The organism is Chryseobacterium sp. KBW03, from assembly GCF_003852415.1.
Classification (GTDB): Bacteria; Bacteroidota; Bacteroidia; order Flavobacteriales; family Weeksellaceae; genus Chryseobacterium; species Chryseobacterium viscerum.
The window spans coordinates 172031-191262 of sequence record NZ_QAJO01000005.1; the positions used below are offsets into that span (position 1 = coordinate 172031).

Consider the following 19232-nt stretch of genomic DNA (forward strand, 5'->3'; position numbering starts at 1 on the left):
AGCAACGAACATTTTAAGAAATGATCTAAAGAAAAACCGTGTGGAAGATTCTGACAACGTTTCCAAGAATCTATCAATTTTTAGGTATTTCGCTGAGGACAGTAAACAGGGTGGCAAAGTAGTTCATAAGGCAATGAAATACGATTTTGATGATTATATGGGCGCCAAAGATTATTCAAAAATGTTTGTATCCAAACTGATGAAAACCAATTCTGGTCAGTGTCACTCAATGCCGTTACTATATCTAATATTGGCAGAGCAAATTGGAGCGGATGCATATTTGGTAATGTCGCCGAATCACTCCTATATCAGATTTAAAAATGATGATGGAGAAGTACTGAGTATTGAATTGACCAATGGAATGTTTTCTGCCAATTCCTTTGTACTCAATTCAGGATATATTAAAGCAGAGGCATTAAAGAATAAGATATACATGCAAAACTTAAATAAACGAGAAGTTTTATCGCAGACATACGTGGATTTGGCAAGTGGCTATATTCATAAATTTGGCTATGATGAATTTGTTTCGAAAGTTCTTGATAAGGCTTTGCTTTTAAATCCGCAGAATATCAATGCGACTTTATGGAAAAGCAATACGGATCAAGTGCGTTTTATGCAGTCTTGCGCAAGATTTGGAATTGATCCTCAGATTAAGGAGCAGCTGCAAAATATCCGTAATTACCCACCATTGGAAGACCAATTTCGTCAAATAAATTTGAGCTTTGACTATATTGATCAATCGGGTTTTACCCAGATGCCACTAGATCAATATGAAAAATGGCTCGGCTCATTAAGGAGTACGGAGAACAAACAAAAAAGTGATGAAATTGCCGAAAGGATCAAAATTATTAATGCCCAAAAGCAGAAAGAAGCCAAAAATAAACCTAAACCTATCACAACTAAAAAAGAATCCCCTAAGATCTACAAAATTCCAAAGGAATTTTTATAACAGATAATCAAAAAACAAATAAATTATGAGAAAGATTTTATTTTTTGTTTTCCTGCTTCTCGTGAGTTATTCGCAAGGACAGTTAAAACAAAAGAAAAAAACCATTAAACAGAAAGAATGGGTAAATCCGGTTAATCTATCTAAAGAAGAGCGTTCCCGCCCGTATATGTTGGAAGTTCTCAAAACCAGAGATAGTTTAAGTCCTGCAGAAGCTGAAAGAAGAAGAAAAAATATAGAAGCAGGCAACCCTTTTAAAAAATATGGTTACTATCCGAAAGTAGCTACCCTAAGTAAGGGAAAATACCTTGAATTTCATGATCAGGACAGTATTGTTACGATAGGATCAGTAAAATTCAACGTCAAGAAAGGTGAGGTTGTTGATTTCATTGAAGTAAATCTTGAAGATCCGGACGCACAACCGATAGGAGATACTCATGGACGCTGGATGAGTCCTGACCCCCTGAGTGAAGAGTTCCCGAGTTGGAGCCCGTACAGTATGTCCTTCAATAACCCTGTAAGATTTAAAGATCCCACAGGTTTAGCGCCGGAAGATGCTACTGAATGTTGTTGGTGGCTACGTTTAATGCCGTTATTTGAAGAATCGTCAATAAAACCGAACTTAATTGAAACAGTTACCAAGACTGGTGAATTAGGAACTAAGCAAAGTGAAGCAGTAACAAAAACTCAGCAGGAACATTTCAATTTTGGCAGATATGTTGAAGAAAAACAACTTGCCGAAATGGGAAAAGAGAAAAATACCAAAACCTATGAATACACCGATCCAAAGACTGGAAAAACTGGAAAAACTATACCGGATGCGATGACAGATGAAGGAGGAACCATTGAAGTAAAACATGTAGTAAAACAATCCTTTACAAAACAGTTGAGAGGTCAACTTGAGGTGTCAAAAGCAAATGGGCAGGAAGCATTATTAAAAATTAATGAGAGCGCAGAAGTAAGTAAACCGCTTAAGAACTCTGGAATTAATATTCAAAGATACACTCCTCCTGCAAGACCCAAAATGGATAATATTAAAGTCAATCCTGCTCCTGCCCCCAAACTTATGCCTGTTGCAAAACCGAAAAACCCCTGCGCTGGCATTACAGGTTGCACATAGTTTAAAAATAATTATATTTAGAAATGACTAATATTGAAAAATTGATTGAAGCGATTAAAGAGCAAGCAGAAAAGTTTTTACTAGAAAGCGGTGAATTTGCGCCATATGCAACCTATATTAGAGCAAGTGGAAAACTAACTTACATTTCTGCATACTCGGAATCAACTGACTCGCGAGAAATGTATGATCTTTTATTAGCGGGAGCCTATGATGATTTAAAAGATGAAGATGTTCGAGTTTATGCTATTGCAATGGATGCAAAATATCAAGAAAAGGATGTTTTAGTAATTGAATTTATACTATCTCCAGAAAAGGTATATCAACAGCTCTATCCCTACCAAATAAATGATAAAAAAGTAATATTTGGTGAGAATTTATTCAAACAATCATGACAAATAATACATATCTTAAATTTAAAAACGATGAACTTGTAAAATCTAGAATTTTAGCTTGTAAATTGACTATTTCTGAGGATGATTTTAATAAAATACAGCATTGGTTTGATTTATTACTTTGTAAGCATCAGGAGCTAAGTAGTAACAGGGAAGAACAATTAGAAGCAGAAAAAGATTTACAAAACAAATTCTATGAGCTGATTTCATCAGAGATCGAAAGGAAAAGTTATAAATACATTCTCCCTAAGTTATTGTATTACAATAACGAATTCTATGGTGCATTTTTAAGATCATTATATGTAGCGAGATTAGGCGCCTTACTTGCGGATAATTTAATACCAAAACTTGTTAATGACAAAAGGATTGTCTATTCAGCAGAAGATTTTTTATTTGTTTCCTTTTATCTCAGAGAGAATAATTTTGTATCTCCCAATAGCAATTTTATAGAAGACATACTAAAAATTGAACATGTTCGTGGCATTTTTAAGCAGGCTACAAACGATATTAAATTTTCAACCTTGGAAAACATACTTCACATTATACATCAAAAAGCCTTTCACCATGATATTATCTGCTTTAAAAAGATTTTAAAATTAGTAACTGAAAGAGATGTCGCATTGATAGATTATTTGAAGAAGTTTGAAGTGATAAATAAACAGGGTTGCTATAAGATTATCAATGATATTTTAAATTTGGCTATTGCTGAAAATGCTTGGGATGATTTTGAGATCAAAGTTCAACTAATTAATTTTTTGGATACAGCTCGGGGCGCAAATCCGACCGCAAGTTGGTGCAAAAAATTTCAAGAACTTTCAGGAAATATTGATAATACAATATTTTTACAAGTTGCACATATCGTTTTGGAAAATGAAAGTTGTAAAAACTACGAGTTTGATTATGGAGCGATATGGGCCGACGATACGGCAAAACGATTTTTGAAGTCAGCGCAATGGATTAAAGACTTTTTGGGGTGAAAATTCAGCATTAAGGTACGATCAGCTTAAATAGTAGCCAGGTAATGTTCCCAAAGCATTAAGATAACAAATGGAGAATCACATAACAATTCAGGTTGATGATAAATTCATATATAATTTATACAAGGCCAACAGTACCCTATGGCATTTCGATAATTTGATCGAAAGTGGATTTACTGGGTATAATTCTATAAAGTTCAAAAATAAAAATGATGTTTTTGTTTGGTTAGAAAATATAAGAATCGAAGACGTATATTATGTAGGAACCCTAGTTGAAACGGGTCTGGCGGAAACCATACTCCGAAGTGAAGCTGTTGACTGGATGTTGATAGATAATCAACGAATGATTGGAGGTTACACCATACGCCATTATTACAATATGTTATCAGACGATGAAAGAATAAATTTCGAAATACACTGTGGATATCGTATTGATCATGGGAATGACTTCTTCAGATCAGACCGTTCAACCCCTGAAGGTGCGATAATAACGTTGGAAAATTTTTACAGTGAAAATAATATGGAAGGTATTCTATCCTGTAAGGACTTTCATCTGGAAGCGGAAAATGTGATGCAAGAACACAATATGCATTGGGATTCAAAAATCCATTCTAAAGTAGCCAGTGTGCTGAGAGTTTCTCTGTTAGAAGAATTGGAGATTAACGGTTTTCCAAATTTTGAGACCATTGAGCGCGTATTCAACCTTTTAGAAAGAAGAAAAGACCAGGAGCTCATTGAAGAAACACTTTACTATCCGGACGGATTTATATCGGTCAATAAATTTTGGGTAGGTTTAACAAAAGCTGATGGGTGGAAAGTGTTGAATCTTGTCGAATAAAAATAAATGTATGTAGCCATGAAATTAGATGAAATTATAAAAGCAATTAGAAGACATACAATCAATGATTTACTTATTGAAGACCTGAGCGAAATGGATCATGAGAAAATAATTCTTTATGCAGAATACTCAGTGGGAATTGACACAACCTATCATTTATTCAAATTTAAAAGGGGAATGAAGGAAATACTCAATGAAAATGGAATGACATATGAACGTCTTTGTTCACTAAAAGAACTTCGCTTTCTAATTGATTTTTATCTTTCAAAGTATGATCGAAAGACAGATGACATACTAGCAATTGACATTATCGACCATATTCAAAATCCAGATTTTTAAATGTACCCCATGTTGGGAACCAAACTTATGAAATACTTATATCTCTCTTTATTTATCTTTATCGCAGGTTTAATCAAAGCCCAGGAGAACCAGTTTTATAACGACGCCTACCAGACTATTGATAATATGCTGGGCGATAAGCAGAAATACAGTTTTAAAACTGCTGTGTTGAGTGTGGAAAATGCATATTATCAGGGCAAACTGGATACGGTTGAGCTTGACAGGAAAATTCGCTTTATGGCTAACTTTTGTAGAACAATTATTAAGGGCCGAGATCTTACCTACAATGAAAAAGATAAGGAGACGGTTAGCAAATATGCTGCGATTTTTTCGGTGATCTGCGAGGAAACGCCAATTTTATTAAACCAGGACACAATTCGATACAAACCATTTTCTTATGATTTTGAGGATGTCTTTGGACACAAAGAGCTCGCAAATCTGTTTGTTTCCAAACTGATAAATACACAGAAAGGAAACTGCAACTCGTTGCCCTATCTATATAAGATCCTCGCCGAAGAAATTGGTGTAAATGCTAATTTAGCCCTGGCTCCCAATCATATTTATATAAAGCATAACATTAAGTCAATAGGATGGTATAACACCGAACTTACCAGTGGTATATTCCCGCAGGATTCCTGGCTAATGGCATCGGGGTTTATCCATTTGGATGCCATTGAAAATGGTGTTTATATGAAAGCGCTTGATGATAAAGAAAGCTTAGCGTTGTGCCTGGTAGATCTTGCAATTGCATTTAATAGGTCTTTTCCGGATAATGATGGCAGCTTCGCTTTAAAATGTGCTGATCGTGCGGTACAAATATTTCCGAATCTGATAACGGCCTTGATTCTAAAAGCGGAAACGCATAAAAACCAATATTTAAAGCTTGAAAAAACTTCTTCATCTGCTGTTAAGCTACTGTCAGTAATAAATACTGAATACAGTTATATACATAAAATCGGTTATAGAAATATGCCACAAGGAATGTATTTAGAATGGTTAACCTCATTAAAAAAGGAAAGAAAGAAATATAGTGATCAGCGAGTAAATCTTTGAATTCATATGTAGCTATCAAAGTTTTCTACGTTTACGTTTACTCTTTCTTTTCATCCGGTTTTCAAAATCAATTTCCTCAAAATCTTCTCCCTGTGACCCTGGTATCATTGAGCCCGTTCCCTCAATAAAATTCTCGGTAAGATTGGTTAAAATTCCTTCATCTATGAAATCAAATAATTTATGGATCGGCAGGTCATTTTTTTGATCAATACCGTAATCATCACTGAATGGCCTTGCCCCTATCGACCAATACTCGTTAAAGAAATTTGCAGAGAGGTTCTTCCCTAACTGTGAACCGTTCCAGACAGAATGACTTTCATGGTCGATAAAAGTTACACCATAAATTCTACCTTCATCATTTCTGCGTACTACAATATTGATTCCCTGTTTTGCCAACTGTTTTTTAAATTCTGTCTCGCTATTTGTAATTGCTAGAACAGATTCACAGGTATTTTTTAAAATAGATTTTGCAGGTCTGGATTTCATGGAGGCTTTGCATTCTTCAAAATGACTGTTTAGAAATTCCATTCCCGCCTTTTTTCCGAATAATGAAGCTTTAAAAGGATTGCTCGCTTTATTACCTTTTTCATCCAACGCAAAATAAACAAGACCACTTTTAGGCTGTCCCTGAATTTCTCCTTTAACCTCTTCGGCTGTGATATTAAATAATGATAAAAGCGCGTTATACCCCCCAAGAGTCTGAAATTGGTAGTGTTGGGGTAGATATCGGACCACCGCCGAAATCTGGCTCTTGATATTTCCTTTTTTATGGTTAACAGGTCTGAAATTAAGCTCATCTTTAGTTAATTTTTCAGTTGCGGGCAATAACCCATAATCCTTTTCAATATTTCTGCAGATGGCCATCGATTTACCGTGATCGTTGTAATCGGGAATTTTCTTTCCGTCAGATTTTACGCAAGTGGTGACTATATGCATATGTGTTCTTTCAATATCTGTATGTTTAAATATAATATAAGGCTGATTTTCGAATCCCATTTTTTCCATATATTCATTTGCAATAGCAATAAGATCATCGTCCACTACTTTATCATTCGGATCAGGATTTAAAGAAATATGACGGATTGGTTTCTCTGTTTTATTGTTAGCTGTAAGATATGGATCAAAACATTTCATCAGATAACTGACCGAATAAGTTCCATCGAAACTTTCCGGCATGTTATTAAGACCAAGAATCTGCCCATTTTCACTTGCTACTTTTTGAAAATTGTAAGTAATTACTCCGTAAAGGTTTGCCCCTTTTCCAATTTTAGCGATCATTTTTCAAGGTGTTTTTTTTCAAATTCGAGTGTTAAGTCAATGATTTTTCGACAAAGTTCTGCAAGTTCAGCAGTTTGATTTTCCAATTTGAAAAGATATGCCGCGGCCTTTTTCTCTGAAAAATTGCGGTACAAAATCTTTACTATCTGGTTATAATTTACGCCTATTGATCGAAATTGGCTATATAAATTGGTTAACCTGGTATGATAATCCACTGCATTCATGTCAATTTTTACTGTCTTTATTGTTCTATCAAACATGCAAGCTGTGATAAAATGGGCCATTACTTTCATACCTGACTTCTCAAATAACGATAAGAAACGATCATTTTCCTTATCGTTCAAACTTATGGAATACCGGTGTCTTGCCGGATCAACCTTGGGCTTACGCCCAGACTTTTTGATTTGCTCTTTTTTTTGATTGTCCATTGTCAAAAATTAATGTTTTAATGAAAACCTCGACTTCGGAGAGTGTTTTTAAAGTCCCGCTAGGGCAAGTTGTTTTGAGCGGTGGAATTTATTTCGAGCTGCTCAAAAGATAACTTGCTCCTTTCCGATGAAAGGATTCCGCCAGCAATGGCGGATTGAGTAACAAAGATTAATGGATTGATTTCTTAAATCCATCAAAAGTAAATAGCGTATTACCTTCCTTCCACGAATTCAATACAAAGTAAAGGCTAGTTTTTCAAAGGCTCACCATATCAATAAGAGCCAAAAACCGCCGCTTCTGGTCAATCAATTCCAGGTAATTATAGTGCATTAAATAATACTTCTTCTTTGTGCTATCAAGCAAGATAAGCTGATTGTTTTCCGGATATCAGGCAGGCAAAAATTCATGAGGGCAAATCATCAGGCCAGTTATACAGCGAACCTGTTTTCAAGCCTGCCAGAAAACAAGGTTTCAAGATGACAGTCCGGTTAAAGTTCTGTCCCGCCCGAAAAATATCTGGGATTCAGGGATGAGGGAAGAAATGAAGGACAGATGGCTTTCCGGAAATAAATAAGATCGGCAGGATGGATAGAAAGTCTGAAGGATAGGATGAGAATCGGCAAGCATGCAGGCCTGACGGGTTCCTTTTGGGAAATCAGTCAGTCATGCTTTCCGGAAAGAGAAGAATAAATAGGGCAAGCGATCACGCGGCAGATCCGGCTTGCAGTATAGACCAAATACTACTTTATAATAATTTTTAAAAATCAAGAAAAATGGAAAAAAAGAAAAAAACATTATTTGTGGCATTCTCCAGCCAAAAGGGAGGTGTCGGTAAAAGCACTTTCACTGCGATTTTAGCGAGTACATTACATTATAGTCGAGGACTTAATGTAGCTGTTTTTGATTGCGACTATCCCCAACACAGTCTTGCCCAGATGAGGCAGAGAGACCAATCCGCAATTATGAAAAATGAGACCTTTAAAAAATTGGCTTTCCAACAATTTAAGACAATAAATAAGAAAGCTTATCCCATATTTCAATGTAAGCCTGAACTTGCATTAAAAGAGGCAGAGCAATTTTTAAAATTGTCGTCCATTCCTGTTGATATCATATTTTTTGATCTACCGGGAACAGTTAACACTCCCGGCCTTCTAAGCACTCTTGCGGGAATGAACCACATTTTTTCTCCGATAACAGCGGATCGTGTTGTGCTTGAAAGTACACTTTCTTTTACCGATGTCATGACCAATGTTTTGATTAAAAATGGAGAAACCTCGATTAAAACAATTAGACTCTTCTGGAATCAGGTAGACGGTAGGGAAAGATCTGTTCTATATAACCATTATGATAAAATAATTCATGAACTGGGATTGACATTGATGGAAACTAGAGTTACTGACAGCAAACGATTCAGAAAAGAAAGTGAATCAGAGGCAAAAACGGTTTTTAGGTCAACTCTGCTCCCACCGGATAGAAGGCTCATAAAGTCCTGTAAAATGGATTTGTTCATTGAGGAATTTCTAAAAACAATAAAAATGCAGGATAATGGATAAAAATGAGAAAAAAGCGAACCTCCCAAAAGTTGATGAAGAATATCTTATGCAAGTTATGGCTGAGGGTACACGGGATCCAAATCTGCCAGTTCAGCAAGAACCTCCCTTTGAAAATAAGCCTGCGGTGAAAGATAAACCGAGAGGAAAAAGACAGCCAGAAGGAAGCTACGGGGAACTTTTTCTTAAGAATCATTCCATGAACCGAAGAGGTGAAAAGAGTATCTATATCAGGCCGGAATATCATGAACGTTTATCAAGAATAGTACAGGTTATTGGCGAAGATAAAATCCCACTGTATGCCTATCTAGACAATATTCTGAATCACCACTTTGAACTATTTGAAAAGGCAATTACAGATGACTTCAATGATAAGTTTAAACCAATCTTCTAATTATTTCAATTTATAACAATGAATATCAAAATGAAAAAACAACAAAATAGCCAATTGAAAAAAACACTTCATATAGATGAGTATGAATGTGCTTTTTTAAAGCCGACAAGTACGGTAGCCAGATGTGGAAAATCGGTTTATATATGTTCAGATTTTCACAAAAAACTTACCCGGATCGTATATATTCTTGGGGATGGTGAAATTACGCTCACTGACTATATCCATAATGTTCTGAAGCAGCATTTTGAAAATTTCGCTGACGAGATAAACACGATCCATGCCCTGAACCAAAAACCAATATTATAACGATGGAAGTATTGATTTTAATCTTTCTTTTAACAATAATTATTCTTTTGTTGAAAGATAAATTGGTTATAAACAAAATTGCAAGAACTCAGGTCGTCGCTCCTAAGAAAGATCAGAAGGATATCATGGGCAAATCCACCTATGATGGAAGACTTACCGCGCCAAGTGTATCCACTGAAAGCCAAATAAATGAGCGAAAAGATAAAGGGGATAATTTTGAAATGAAAACCGAGGGAAAGGGTTTAGAACATCCTGTTTCAGATGGAAATTCTGATGAGACTTCCAAAGAGCAAATTGACTACGAGGAAGAAGAGGAAGAATTTAAAAACATGGGACTTCCGAAAGAGGTCAGAGGGTATGCCAAAGGGGTTTCCTTTCAAGAGCTCAATGATGCCGGGCAGGTATTGAGGAACAATGATCCGGAACCTGTTTCAGTTAAAAAGGCGGTCGCTGTAGTTCGTAAAATTGAAGGTACCGACCTGTTTTATCTTTTGGAAAATGCTATGGAGGGTTCATCCCGTAAGATCGCAGATCTTTTGAATAAGAATTTGCCAAGCGAAGAAGAACCTAAAATTTCTGAAAACAGTGATGATTTTAACATTGGGGATTTTATTTAAGATCCCCTTTGTCTTTCCATAATAACCTAAATTTAAAATATTACAACTATGGTAGGATCAAAAGATAACCCGGACTATATATTTGAGGAATATAAGGGATATATCATTGCTAGCCATAAACGGAATGTGGCTGAAAGGCATGTTGATAATTTCATCTTAATTTATAAAGAATTTGATTTCCCTCATTATGGATATGTGCTAGGTCTTGATGATAGTAAATCATCCGGAGGAAGAGTAATGTACCCAAGCAATCTTGAAGATGCAAAATTTCATATTGATAGGGAGCTTAAAGAAATAAGGAAAAAGGCCCTGGCAGTAATACCTAAAAAGTTAAAAGGGCCAAAGTTGTAGCAATAGTTATCGCAGTAATTATTAAACCAATAATTATGAATACCGAAAACCTTTCGATACCGGAGATTGAAATTCTGGGGACAATTTTCCAATTCGATATTGATAGAATTGAACTGATTGAAAAAGCTAATCCCTACAATAGAATCTACTTCAACTGCATGACTGAATATGGAACACATTACAAATTCGATTACAGTGCCAGACCAAAAAAATTATTCCTTTGTTATTTACTGTAGTGATTCAGGAAGTATTGTTATTCATCTGGTTGACATAAAATTACAATATGAAAAAACTATAGAATAATAGTTTTAATGCTAGGCTTAAGAGAGGACCAAAATTGTAAATCTGCCAAATAAATATTTATAATATTAACTTTTGGCGTCAACGTGATTTGTTGGCGCCTTTTTATTGCAATAATCCACACAAATATGCCACTCAAAGCCAAATAATTCCCAGGAATTCATCTTTATCCAATGTCATCAATTTTCGGATCATTTTTACCATAAAATAAAAAAGAAAATTATGGATAAAGAAAACAGAAAATTACCGGAGATTGAAATTGAGAAAACAATTTTTCAATTTGACATTGATAGACTGGCGCTCATTGAAAAGGATAATCCAAGCAATTCGATCAGCTTTGCCTACATGAAAGATCATGGTACACACTATTCCTTTAATTACAGCCCAATCTCTAAAAATCACGATTTTATCGTTATCAATCCCGAATTTGACGACACTGGAAAAATAATCCTTGATCCTTATTTTGAGACCAGTGTTAATGTGATGATTCCAAGGATTACAGAGATTGATCCATTGGGATTTAGCCAGAAGTACAATTGCACCAGCAAAGATATGGTTGAGAAGACTGACTTTGAATTGATGGTTAACCAGGAGGTTTACAATAAGAGAATTGATGGTCATCCCGTAAAAGTAAACATTTGCGACAATGAATATGTAGTTGATCCTGACAATGATATCTTATGGTCGATTCAGGGAAAACCGGATATTGAACTTGAAGGTTTGAGAGATTATTATAGTGACAAAAACAGAGCCTATAATATATTATATGAACCGGCAACCGGACGGGTTATTGATCTCAAAAAGGAAAGTGTCATGGACACTGAATCGGTAAGGCTTGTGGAGATTCCAGACATAAGAACCATAGACCCCATAGGTAAAAACCATGCGGCAAAATTACCGCTAAAATTTGGCCTTATATATCATGACCTAAAGCTCGAATACGAACTTGCCTATAGTCACGATGAAATTAGCCAGGTTATTCCAGCTCATAGGAATGATCAGGGCCAACTGGAATTACTGATCGAGGGGACTACATTTATTGTTGATATCAACAGATTTGAGTTCCGTGACAAGTCCAATCCAAGTAATGTAATTCCATTAAAAGAAATGCAGGACTGCGGTGATGGCTATCTGATCGAATATAATGACAAGGATATTCACTTACCTGAATTTGTTGTACTTGACCCTTCGGGCATGGCAAAAAAATATAACGTTTCCATCAAGGAAGTGGAAGCGCATGATGACTTTCATTTTATGGTTGATCAACAGGCTTTTCACAGCCGGATGCAGGGCAAGCTTCCAACTATTGAAATTGAAGGTCATACCTTTACTGTTGACATCAGGATGAATATGCTACGTTCCGCCACTGATTTCGCGTCTAAAGGGATAAATTTTGATGATATTGACCATTATTATTCGGAAGAGAAAGATGCTTATCTCATTCCGTACGATCCCAAAAAACATGAATTTCGTGAATTGGACTATGCAAATATTTCCAGCACCCCAAAAGATCTGATCGCCATTGAATTTCCATTTCAAACAAAACTTGATCCGATTGGATGGAACCGTGAAGGTGGGTGGGATCTTAAAAGTGATTTAAAATGGCTTGGCGTACAGAGCCATTTTGAAGCCAAGAAAATTCCCTGGGAAAAAACTTTTATTGTTGACGTCATCAAAGAAAACAAGGAAAAACAACAAAAAGGTCAGGATAATCAAAAGACCAATAATCAGTCAAAGAAAAGTAAAGGCCGGAAATTGTAAACATTTCAATTATATAAGATTAAAAGTGCTAGTTCTTAGGATTCAGCACTTTTTTTTGTTTCACTAAAAAGATAAAAATCCTCCCATCCTTTGACCAGAATCGTATGGTTATAAATACTCATTATTAGGTCAAAAAAGTACCCACTGACAACCTTAAAACGCCAAATAATTCCACGGATTTCCAATTTAAAAGAGTGCTTTCAATTCTGTCTCACATTTGCCATGTAAGCCTGCAGGGTGCAGGAAAAGAATAACAAAAAATTCGATTAAAACATGGAAAAACAAAGAAAAAGAATTTTGCTGACAGCATTGTTAATGATGTCAACTTTTGGCGCATTTGCCCAGGGAAACGGTCAGGGCGGTATTCAGGAAGCAACTCAAATGGTTACTTCTTATTTTGATCCTGCAACGAAATTGGTTTATGCTATCGGCGCAGTAGTCGGGCTGATTGGAGGTGTCAAGGTTTACAACAAATTTAGCTCCGGTGACCCCGATACCAGTAAGACTGCTGCCAGTTGGTTTGGAGCATGTATTTTTTTAATTGTCGCGGCTACGATCTTACGATCATTCTTCCTGTAGCCTTCAATTCAAACCTTCAAATCAACAGCTATGACGACAGCAAAAAAAATAGTTACTCCATTAACATATTATGGAGGTAAGCAAAAACTCGCAAAGGTGATAATTCCTCTTATCCCGCCACACAAGACATACGTTGAGCCTTTTGTCGGTGGCGGGGCTATATTTTGGTCAAAACCTATCACCGAAGTTGAAGTTATCAACGACTACAATAGGGAACTGATCAATTTCTACGAAATGGTCCAAAACCAGTTCGTAGAATTAGAAAAGCTGATCAGAATAAGTCTCCACAGTAGATCCTTACATAACGACGCGCTTGTAATTTATAATAACCCTCATTTATTTGACAGGTTAAAGCGTGCCTGGGCAGTTTGGGTTCTCTGCAACCAATCTTTTAGTTCAATTATCGGAGACGCCTGGGGCTATGACAAAACCAGTTCTACGAGCGCTCGAAAGATCAGCAATAAGCGCAACTCATTTTCAGAGGAATATGCGATCAGATTACAGAATGTTCAGATCGAAAATACCGACGCTCTTCGCATCATTAATTCAAGGGATCACATTTCTGCATTTCATTATTGTGATCCTCCATATTACAATTCTGACTGTGGCCATTATGACGGCTATTCGAGAGAAGATTATGCCTCACTCCTACGGTGCCTGTCCCAGATCAGCGGGAAATTTCTTCTGAGCAGTTATCCGAGCCCTGAGTTAAAGCAATACATAAAAAATCAGGGCTGGTACACTTTACAGATGCAGTCCAGTATAATGGTGGATAATGCGCATGGAAAACCGCATAAAAAGAAGATTGAAGTTTTGACGGCGAATTACGACCTGAACGCAATTCAGGGTACTATAAACTTTTAGACCATGCCGATGAAAACATTTAATATTAATAAAGGTGTGGGCCGTTCGGTTGAATTTAAAGGACTTAAAGCCCAATACCTTTTCATTTTTGCGGCAGGTCTACTGGGGGTATTGATCCTGGTCATGATCATGTACATGATTGGCCTAAACTCCTATGTATGCCTTGTGCTGGGAACTACGGGATCATCAGTTCTCATCTGGCAGACTTTCTCACTTAATGGGAAGTATGGTGAACATGGACTTATGAAAATCGCTTCAAAAAAGCGACATCCAAGGTTCATTATCAGCCAAAAGCGGATTTATCGCTTACTAAAATCCAAGTTGAATTTCAAATCAATCAAATAATGAGAAATATGGCAAAGACAAGGACTTTGGAATCAAGGTTTCCGCTACTTGCAGTTGAAGAGAACTGTATTATATCGAAAGAAGCAGACATCACTGTATGTTTCAAACTTATTCTTCCGGAAGTATTTACGGTATCATCTGCTGAATATGATGCAATGCACTCTGCCTGGAATAAAGCGATTAAAACCTTGCCCGATCATTCAATCGTGCTAAAACAGGATTGGTTCATTAAAGAGAGTTACGAACCGGATCTTTCCAAAGAAGATATAAGCTTTTTAGGGAAATCCTACCAACAGCATTTTAATGAACGCCCCTTTTTGAACCATTACTGTTATCTATTTCTGACCAAGACCAGTAAGGAACGAATGCGGATGCAATCTAATTTCTCCTCGCTTTGCAAAGGTGTCTTGATACCCAAGGAAATACGTGACAAAGAAAACATCCATAGGTTCATGGAGGCCGTGGCACAGTTTGAACGGATTTTAAATGACAGTGGATTTATATCTCTTGAAAGACTTACGAGTGAGGAAATTACTGGTACCGATAGTAATCCGGGCCTCCTTGACCAATACTTAACACTTTCCAGAGCCAAAGATGAACCTTTACAGGACATATCTCTTGGAAATGAAGAAGTGCGCATTGGTAATAAAAGGCTCTGCGTACACACCTTATCGGACACCGATGATCTTCCGGGTACGGTTTCAATAGACAGCAGGTACGAGAAACTATCAACGGACCGTAGTGACTGTTTACTGTCATTTGCTTCACCTGTTGGCTTGTTGCTGAACTGCAACCACATTTATAATCAGTACATTTTTTTGGATAATTCTGACGATAACCTCAGAAAATTTGAGAAATCCGCGCGGAACATGCATTCGTTGGCAAAGTATAGCCGTAGCAATCAGATCAATAGGGAATGGATCGAAAAGTATCTCAATGAAGCACATTCTTTTGGACTTTCTTCGATAAGGGCACATTTCAATGTGATAGCTTGGTCAGATGACCCTGCTGAGTTGAAAAGAATAAAAAATGATACCGGCAGTGCACTGGCTCTAATGGAATGCAAGCCCAGACATAACACGGTTGATGTTGCCACACTTTTTTGGGCAGCAATGCCCGGCAACTCAGGCGACTTTCCAAGTGAGGAAAGCTTCTATACGTTTATTGAACCAGCGCTCTGTTTTTTTACGGAGGAAACGAATTACCATGATTCCCCCTCTCATTTCGGGATAAAAATGGCTGATCGGCTTACAGGAAAACCAGTTCATCTGGATATATCTGATTTTCCGATGAAAAAAGGTATCATCACAAACAGAAATAAATTCATTCTTGGTCCTTCGGGTTCTGGAAAATCTTTTTTCACTAACCACATGGTTCGACAGTATTGGGAACAGGGATCGCATGTTTTATTGATCGATACAGGAAACTCATATCAGGGGTTATGTGAAATGATAAAGGGTAAGACCAAGGGGCAAGACGGCGTATATTTCACTTACACCGAAGATAATCCAATATCCTTTAACCCTTTCTATACCGACGATAACGTTTTTGATATTGAAAAACGGGAGAGCATTAAGACACTTATCCTTACACTGTGGAAGCGAGATGATGAACCTCCAAAACGTTCAGAAGAAGTTGCATTGTCGAATGCGGTAAGCGGTTACATCGAACATATTAAAAACAGCGATGTTAAACCATCCTTCAATGGATTTTACGAATATGTCAAAAACGAATACAAGCAAGTTCTCCAAGCTAAGGAAGTCCGAGAAAAAGACTTTGACCTTGCCAATTTTCTGAACGTGCTAGAGCCTTACTATAAAGGAGGAGAATATGACTATTTACTAAATTCCGAAAAGGAGCTGGATCTACTGAATAAACGGTTTATTGTTTTCGAAATTGATGCCATCAAGGATCATAAAATTCTTTTCCCCATTGTGACCATTATTATAATGGAAACTTTTATCAATAAGATGAGGCGGTTAAAGGGTATCCGGAAGCTAATTCTGATTGAAGAGGCTTGGAAAGCGATAGCAAAAGAAGGTTTCGCGGAATATATAAAATACCTCTTTAAAACGGTCAGAAAATTCTTCGGAGAAGCAATCGTCGTGACCCAAGAGGTAGATGACATCATTCATTCACCTGTGGTCAAAGAGACTATCATCAACAACTCTGATTGCAAAATTCTCCTTGATCAGCGTAAATATATGAATAAGTTCGATGACATCCAAGCGATGCTAGGTCTTACCGAAAAAGAGAAATCCCAGATACTTTCGATCAATATGAACAATGATCCTTCCCGAAAATATAAGGAAGTATGGATCGGGCTTGGGGGCACTCACTCTGCAGTCTACGCAACGGAGGTTTCAATGGCCGAATATTATGCCTATACCACGGAAGAAACCGAAAAACTGGAGGTCATGCAACTGGCTGAGGAACTCGGCGGGAATGTTGAGCACGCCATAAAACGCATTGTTCTCAAAAATACCGAAAATCAAAATAATAATTAATCTCTAAAATTTTAAAACAATGAAAAAGATCATTTTCATGGTGATGATGGCATTTACATTCGCCTTCACACCATCAGCAAAGGCGCAGTGGGTTGTCACCGATCCGACAAATCTTGCATCGGGTATTGTCAACAGCGCAAACGAGATTGTCCAGACATCCTCGACAGTTTCAAATGTAATCAAGAATTTCAACGAGGTAAAACGCGTTTATGAACAGGGCAAAGAATACTACGATAAGCTCAAAGCTGTAAATAATCTAGTAAAAGACGCGCGCAAAGTTCAGCAAACAGTTTTACTCGTTGGCGATGTATCTGAAATGTACGTTACCAATTTTGGTAAAATGATGAACGATCCCAATTTTAAACCGAATGAACTGGCAGCCATTGCAAACGGCTATTCTGCCTTGCTTAATGAGAGTACTGAGCTTTTAAAAGAATTAAAGCAGATTATCACTGCCAACGGCCTATCCCTGAATGACAAGGAAAGAATGGAAGTTATTGATAAAGTATACAAGGAAGTAAGGGAATACCATGCACTTGTAAAATACTTTACCAACAAAAATATTTCGGTGAGTATCATCCGTGCCAAAAAGAAAAACAATACCCAACGAGTTCTTGAACTCTATGGAAATCCTGATCAAAAATATTGGTAAATCATGGAATACGAGAATTTACATGAAATCTTAAGGTCGTTATACGATGAGATGATCCCACTTTCAGCTGATATGGCGGGAGTGGCTAAAGGTGTAGCCGGTTTAGGAGCGCTTTTCTATGTGGCTATAAAAGTATGGCAAGCATTAAGCCGTGCTGAACCTATCGACGTTTTTCCTTTACTCAGACCGTTCGCTTTGGGCATTTGTATCATGTTCTTTCCGACAATTGTGCTGGGATCTATCAATGCTGTTTTAAGCCCGGTTGTAAAAGGAACCCATGCCATGCTCGAAAATCAGGTTCTTGACTTGAATGCTTTACAGGAAAAGAAAGACAAACTGGAATATGAGGCAATGATCCGAAATCCTGAAAAAGCATATTTGGTTTCTGACGAAGCATTTGACAAAAAACTGGAAGAACTTGGCTGGTCGCCTGGGGACCTTGCCACCATGAGCGCTATGTATTTTGAGCGGGGAATGTTCCAATTTGGACAGAGTATTAAAGATTCTTTTAGGGAGTTTCTGGAAATATTATTCAATGCAGCGGCTTTGGTGATTGATACCATAAGAACATTTTTTCTGATAGTCCTTTCAATTCTAGGGCCAATCGCATTTGCCATTAGTGTCTGGGATGGCTTTCAGTCCACATTAAATCAGTGGTTTACGCGATATGTCAGTGTGTATTTATGGCTACCTGTTGCTGACCTGTTCAGCTCCATCCTTGCCAGGATACAGTCTCTTATTTTGGAGCGGGATATCGAGAATTTATCCGACCCTTCCTTTATACCGGATACGACCAACACCGTATATATCATCTTTATGATCATCGGGATAGTAGGGTATTTTACGGTTCCTACGGTAACTGGCTGGATCATTCAAGCCTCTGGCGCTACAAATTTCACCCGAAATATTCAGCAGGCGGCCAGTGTTGCAAGTGGTGGTGCCGGGGCCGTTGCCGGAAATATTGGCGGGCGATTACTTAAAAAATAACATACCTAAAAAATTAAAAACATGGAATTTAAAACCCTCCGAAATATAGAAAATAGCTTCCGTCAGATCAGGCTTTATGCGATAATTTTCGCCTTGTTATGCACTGGTATCGTGGGATACGCAATCTGGAAGTCATACAGTTTCGCGGAAAAGCAACGTGAAAAAATCTATGTCTTGGATCAGGGCAAATCATTGATGCTGGCGCTTTCACAGGATGCCAGCATCAACCGCCCTGTTGAGGCAAGAGAGCATGTAAGACGTTTTCACGAACTGTTTTTTACCCTGGCCCCGGACAAAAATGCTATTGAGAGCAATATGAAGCGTGCTTTTAATCTTGCCGACAAGAGCGTATTTGATTATTACAATGACCTTGCGGAAAAGGGATATTATAATCGTATCATCAGTGGAAATGTACAGCAAAGGGTCGAAGTTGACAGTGTAATCTGCAACTTCGATTCTTACCCCTATTCAGTAAAAACTTATTCCACACAATTTATCATCCGTTCAAGCAACGTGACCAAGCGTAATCTGGTCACTTCGTGTAATCTGCTAAACTCCGTTCGGTCAGATAATAACCCACAAGGCTTCAACATCGAGAAATTCGCCGTGTTGGAGAACAGGGATCTGGAAGTTGTAGAACGTTAAAT

Annotated in this window: 23 protein-coding genes; 21 read left to right on the forward strand and 2 right to left on the reverse strand. The window is 37.3% G+C overall.

The features are described 5' to 3' along the window. The first annotated feature begins 40 nt into the window (after positions 1–40). From DBR39_RS12210 to DBR39_RS12240, 7 genes are all read left to right on the forward strand, one after another. Positions 41–949, forward strand: a complete 909-nt coding sequence (locus DBR39_RS12210; RefSeq protein WP_124533460.1) for a transglutaminase family protein — start codon at positions 41–43, stop codon at positions 947–949. Positions 950–974: 25 nt separating this feature from the next. Continuing rightward, positions 975–2066, forward strand: coding sequence for a putative toxin (locus tag DBR39_RS12215; RefSeq protein WP_124533462.1), 1092 nt, complete (start codon positions 975–977; stop codon positions 2064–2066). Between the two features lie 23 nt (positions 2067–2089). Next, the gene (locus DBR39_RS12220) at positions 2090–2458 is read left to right on the forward strand and encodes a hypothetical protein (RefSeq protein WP_124533464.1); all 369 of its coding nucleotides are present in this window, start codon (positions 2090–2092) and stop codon (positions 2456–2458) included. Beyond that, positions 2455–3435, forward strand: a complete 981-nt coding sequence (locus tag DBR39_RS12225; RefSeq protein ID WP_124533466.1) for a hypothetical protein — start codon at positions 2455–2457, stop codon at positions 3433–3435. The genes DBR39_RS12220 and DBR39_RS12225 overlap by 4 nt, the downstream gene beginning before the upstream one ends. Positions 3436–3505: 70 nt before the next feature. After that, positions 3506–4273, forward strand: coding sequence for a DUF2314 domain-containing protein (locus DBR39_RS12230; RefSeq protein WP_124533468.1), 768 nt, complete (start codon positions 3506–3508; stop codon positions 4271–4273). An 18-nt stretch (positions 4274–4291) separates the two neighbouring features. Then, a complete protein-coding gene (locus tag DBR39_RS12235) occupies positions 4292–4612 on the forward strand; it encodes a hypothetical protein (RefSeq protein WP_124533470.1) in 321 nt (106 codons plus the stop codon). A gap of 9 nt (positions 4613–4621) precedes the next feature. Continuing rightward, complete coding sequence (locus DBR39_RS12240; protein ID WP_228447827.1) at positions 4622–5665, forward strand: hypothetical protein; 1044 nt, start codon at positions 4622–4624, stop codon at positions 5663–5665. A gap of 15 nt (positions 5666–5680) precedes the next feature. On the opposite strand, the gene mobB is transcribed toward DBR39_RS12240, so the two are convergent. Beyond that, positions 5681–6943, reverse strand: a complete 1263-nt coding sequence (gene mobB / locus DBR39_RS12245) for a conjugal transfer protein MobB (protein WP_124533472.1) — start codon at positions 6941–6943, stop codon at positions 5681–5683. Then, complete coding sequence (gene mobA, locus DBR39_RS12250) at positions 6940–7371, reverse strand: conjugal transfer protein MobA (RefSeq protein ID WP_124533474.1); 432 nt, start codon at positions 7369–7371, stop codon at positions 6940–6942. The genes mobB and mobA overlap by 4 nt, the downstream gene beginning before the upstream one ends. A gap of 774 nt (positions 7372–8145) precedes the next feature. Here mobA and DBR39_RS12255 point away from each other — a divergent pair. The 14 genes from DBR39_RS12255 (at position 8146) to traK (ending at position 19230) form a co-directional block, all read left to right on the forward strand. Continuing rightward, a complete protein-coding gene (locus tag DBR39_RS12255) occupies positions 8146–8925 on the forward strand; it encodes a ParA family protein (protein WP_124533476.1) in 780 nt (259 codons plus the stop codon). Then, a complete protein-coding gene (locus DBR39_RS12260; RefSeq protein ID WP_124533478.1) occupies positions 8918–9316 on the forward strand; it encodes a DUF3408 domain-containing protein in 399 nt (132 codons plus the stop codon). The genes DBR39_RS12255 and DBR39_RS12260 overlap by 8 nt, the downstream gene beginning before the upstream one ends. Before the next feature lie 30 nt (positions 9317–9346). Then, positions 9347–9622 (forward strand): DUF3408 domain-containing protein, encoded by a 276-nt coding sequence (locus DBR39_RS12265; RefSeq protein ID WP_124533480.1) that lies wholly within the window; start codon positions 9347–9349, stop codon positions 9620–9622. Positions 9623–9624: 2 nt separating this feature from the next. Beyond that, the gene (locus DBR39_RS12270) at positions 9625–10239 is read left to right on the forward strand and encodes a conjugal transfer protein TraD (protein WP_124533482.1); all 615 of its coding nucleotides are present in this window, start codon (positions 9625–9627) and stop codon (positions 10237–10239) included. Positions 10240–10287: 48 nt separating this feature from the next. Then, positions 10288–10590 (forward strand): hypothetical protein, encoded by a 303-nt coding sequence (locus DBR39_RS12275; protein WP_124533484.1) that lies wholly within the window; start codon positions 10288–10290, stop codon positions 10588–10590. 35 nt (positions 10591–10625) lie between these two features. Beyond that, the gene (locus DBR39_RS12280; RefSeq protein WP_124533486.1) at positions 10626–10826 is read left to right on the forward strand and encodes a hypothetical protein; all 201 of its coding nucleotides are present in this window, start codon (positions 10626–10628) and stop codon (positions 10824–10826) included. Between the two features lie 286 nt (positions 10827–11112). Next, the gene (locus DBR39_RS24475) at positions 11113–12651 is read left to right on the forward strand and encodes a hypothetical protein (protein WP_228447828.1); all 1539 of its coding nucleotides are present in this window, start codon (positions 11113–11115) and stop codon (positions 12649–12651) included. 273 nt (positions 12652–12924) lie between these two features. Next, positions 12925–13230, forward strand: a complete 306-nt coding sequence (locus DBR39_RS12290) for a DUF4134 domain-containing protein (protein ID WP_124533488.1) — start codon at positions 12925–12927, stop codon at positions 13228–13230. Positions 13231–13260: 30 nt separating this feature from the next. Continuing rightward, positions 13261–14094 (forward strand): DNA adenine methylase, encoded by an 834-nt coding sequence (locus DBR39_RS12295; RefSeq protein ID WP_124533490.1) that lies wholly within the window; start codon positions 13261–13263, stop codon positions 14092–14094. A gap of 9 nt (positions 14095–14103) precedes the next feature. Next, on the forward strand, positions 14104–14439 hold the full coding sequence (locus tag DBR39_RS12300; protein WP_048506324.1) for a DUF4133 domain-containing protein: 336 nt from the start codon (positions 14104–14106) through the stop codon (positions 14437–14439). Beyond that, positions 14439–16946, forward strand: coding sequence for a TraG family conjugative transposon ATPase (locus DBR39_RS12305; protein WP_124533492.1), 2508 nt, complete (start codon positions 14439–14441; stop codon positions 16944–16946). The genes DBR39_RS12300 and DBR39_RS12305 overlap by 1 nt, the downstream gene beginning before the upstream one ends. A gap of 19 nt (positions 16947–16965) precedes the next feature. Then, entirely contained in the window at positions 16966–17598 is a 633-nt protein-coding gene (locus DBR39_RS12310) for a DUF4141 domain-containing protein (protein ID WP_124533494.1), read from the forward strand. Between the two features lie 3 nt (positions 17599–17601). After that, positions 17602–18585 carry a conjugative transposon protein TraJ gene (gene traJ / locus DBR39_RS12315; RefSeq protein ID WP_048506327.1) on the forward strand — a complete coding sequence of 328 codons (984 nt, stop codon included), beginning with the start codon at positions 17602–17604 and terminating at the stop codon, positions 18583–18585. Between the two features lie 21 nt (positions 18586–18606). Then, positions 18607–19230 (forward strand): conjugative transposon protein TraK, encoded by a 624-nt coding sequence (gene traK, locus DBR39_RS12320; RefSeq protein WP_124533496.1) that lies wholly within the window; start codon positions 18607–18609, stop codon positions 19228–19230. Positions 19231–19232 lie beyond the last annotated feature (2 nt).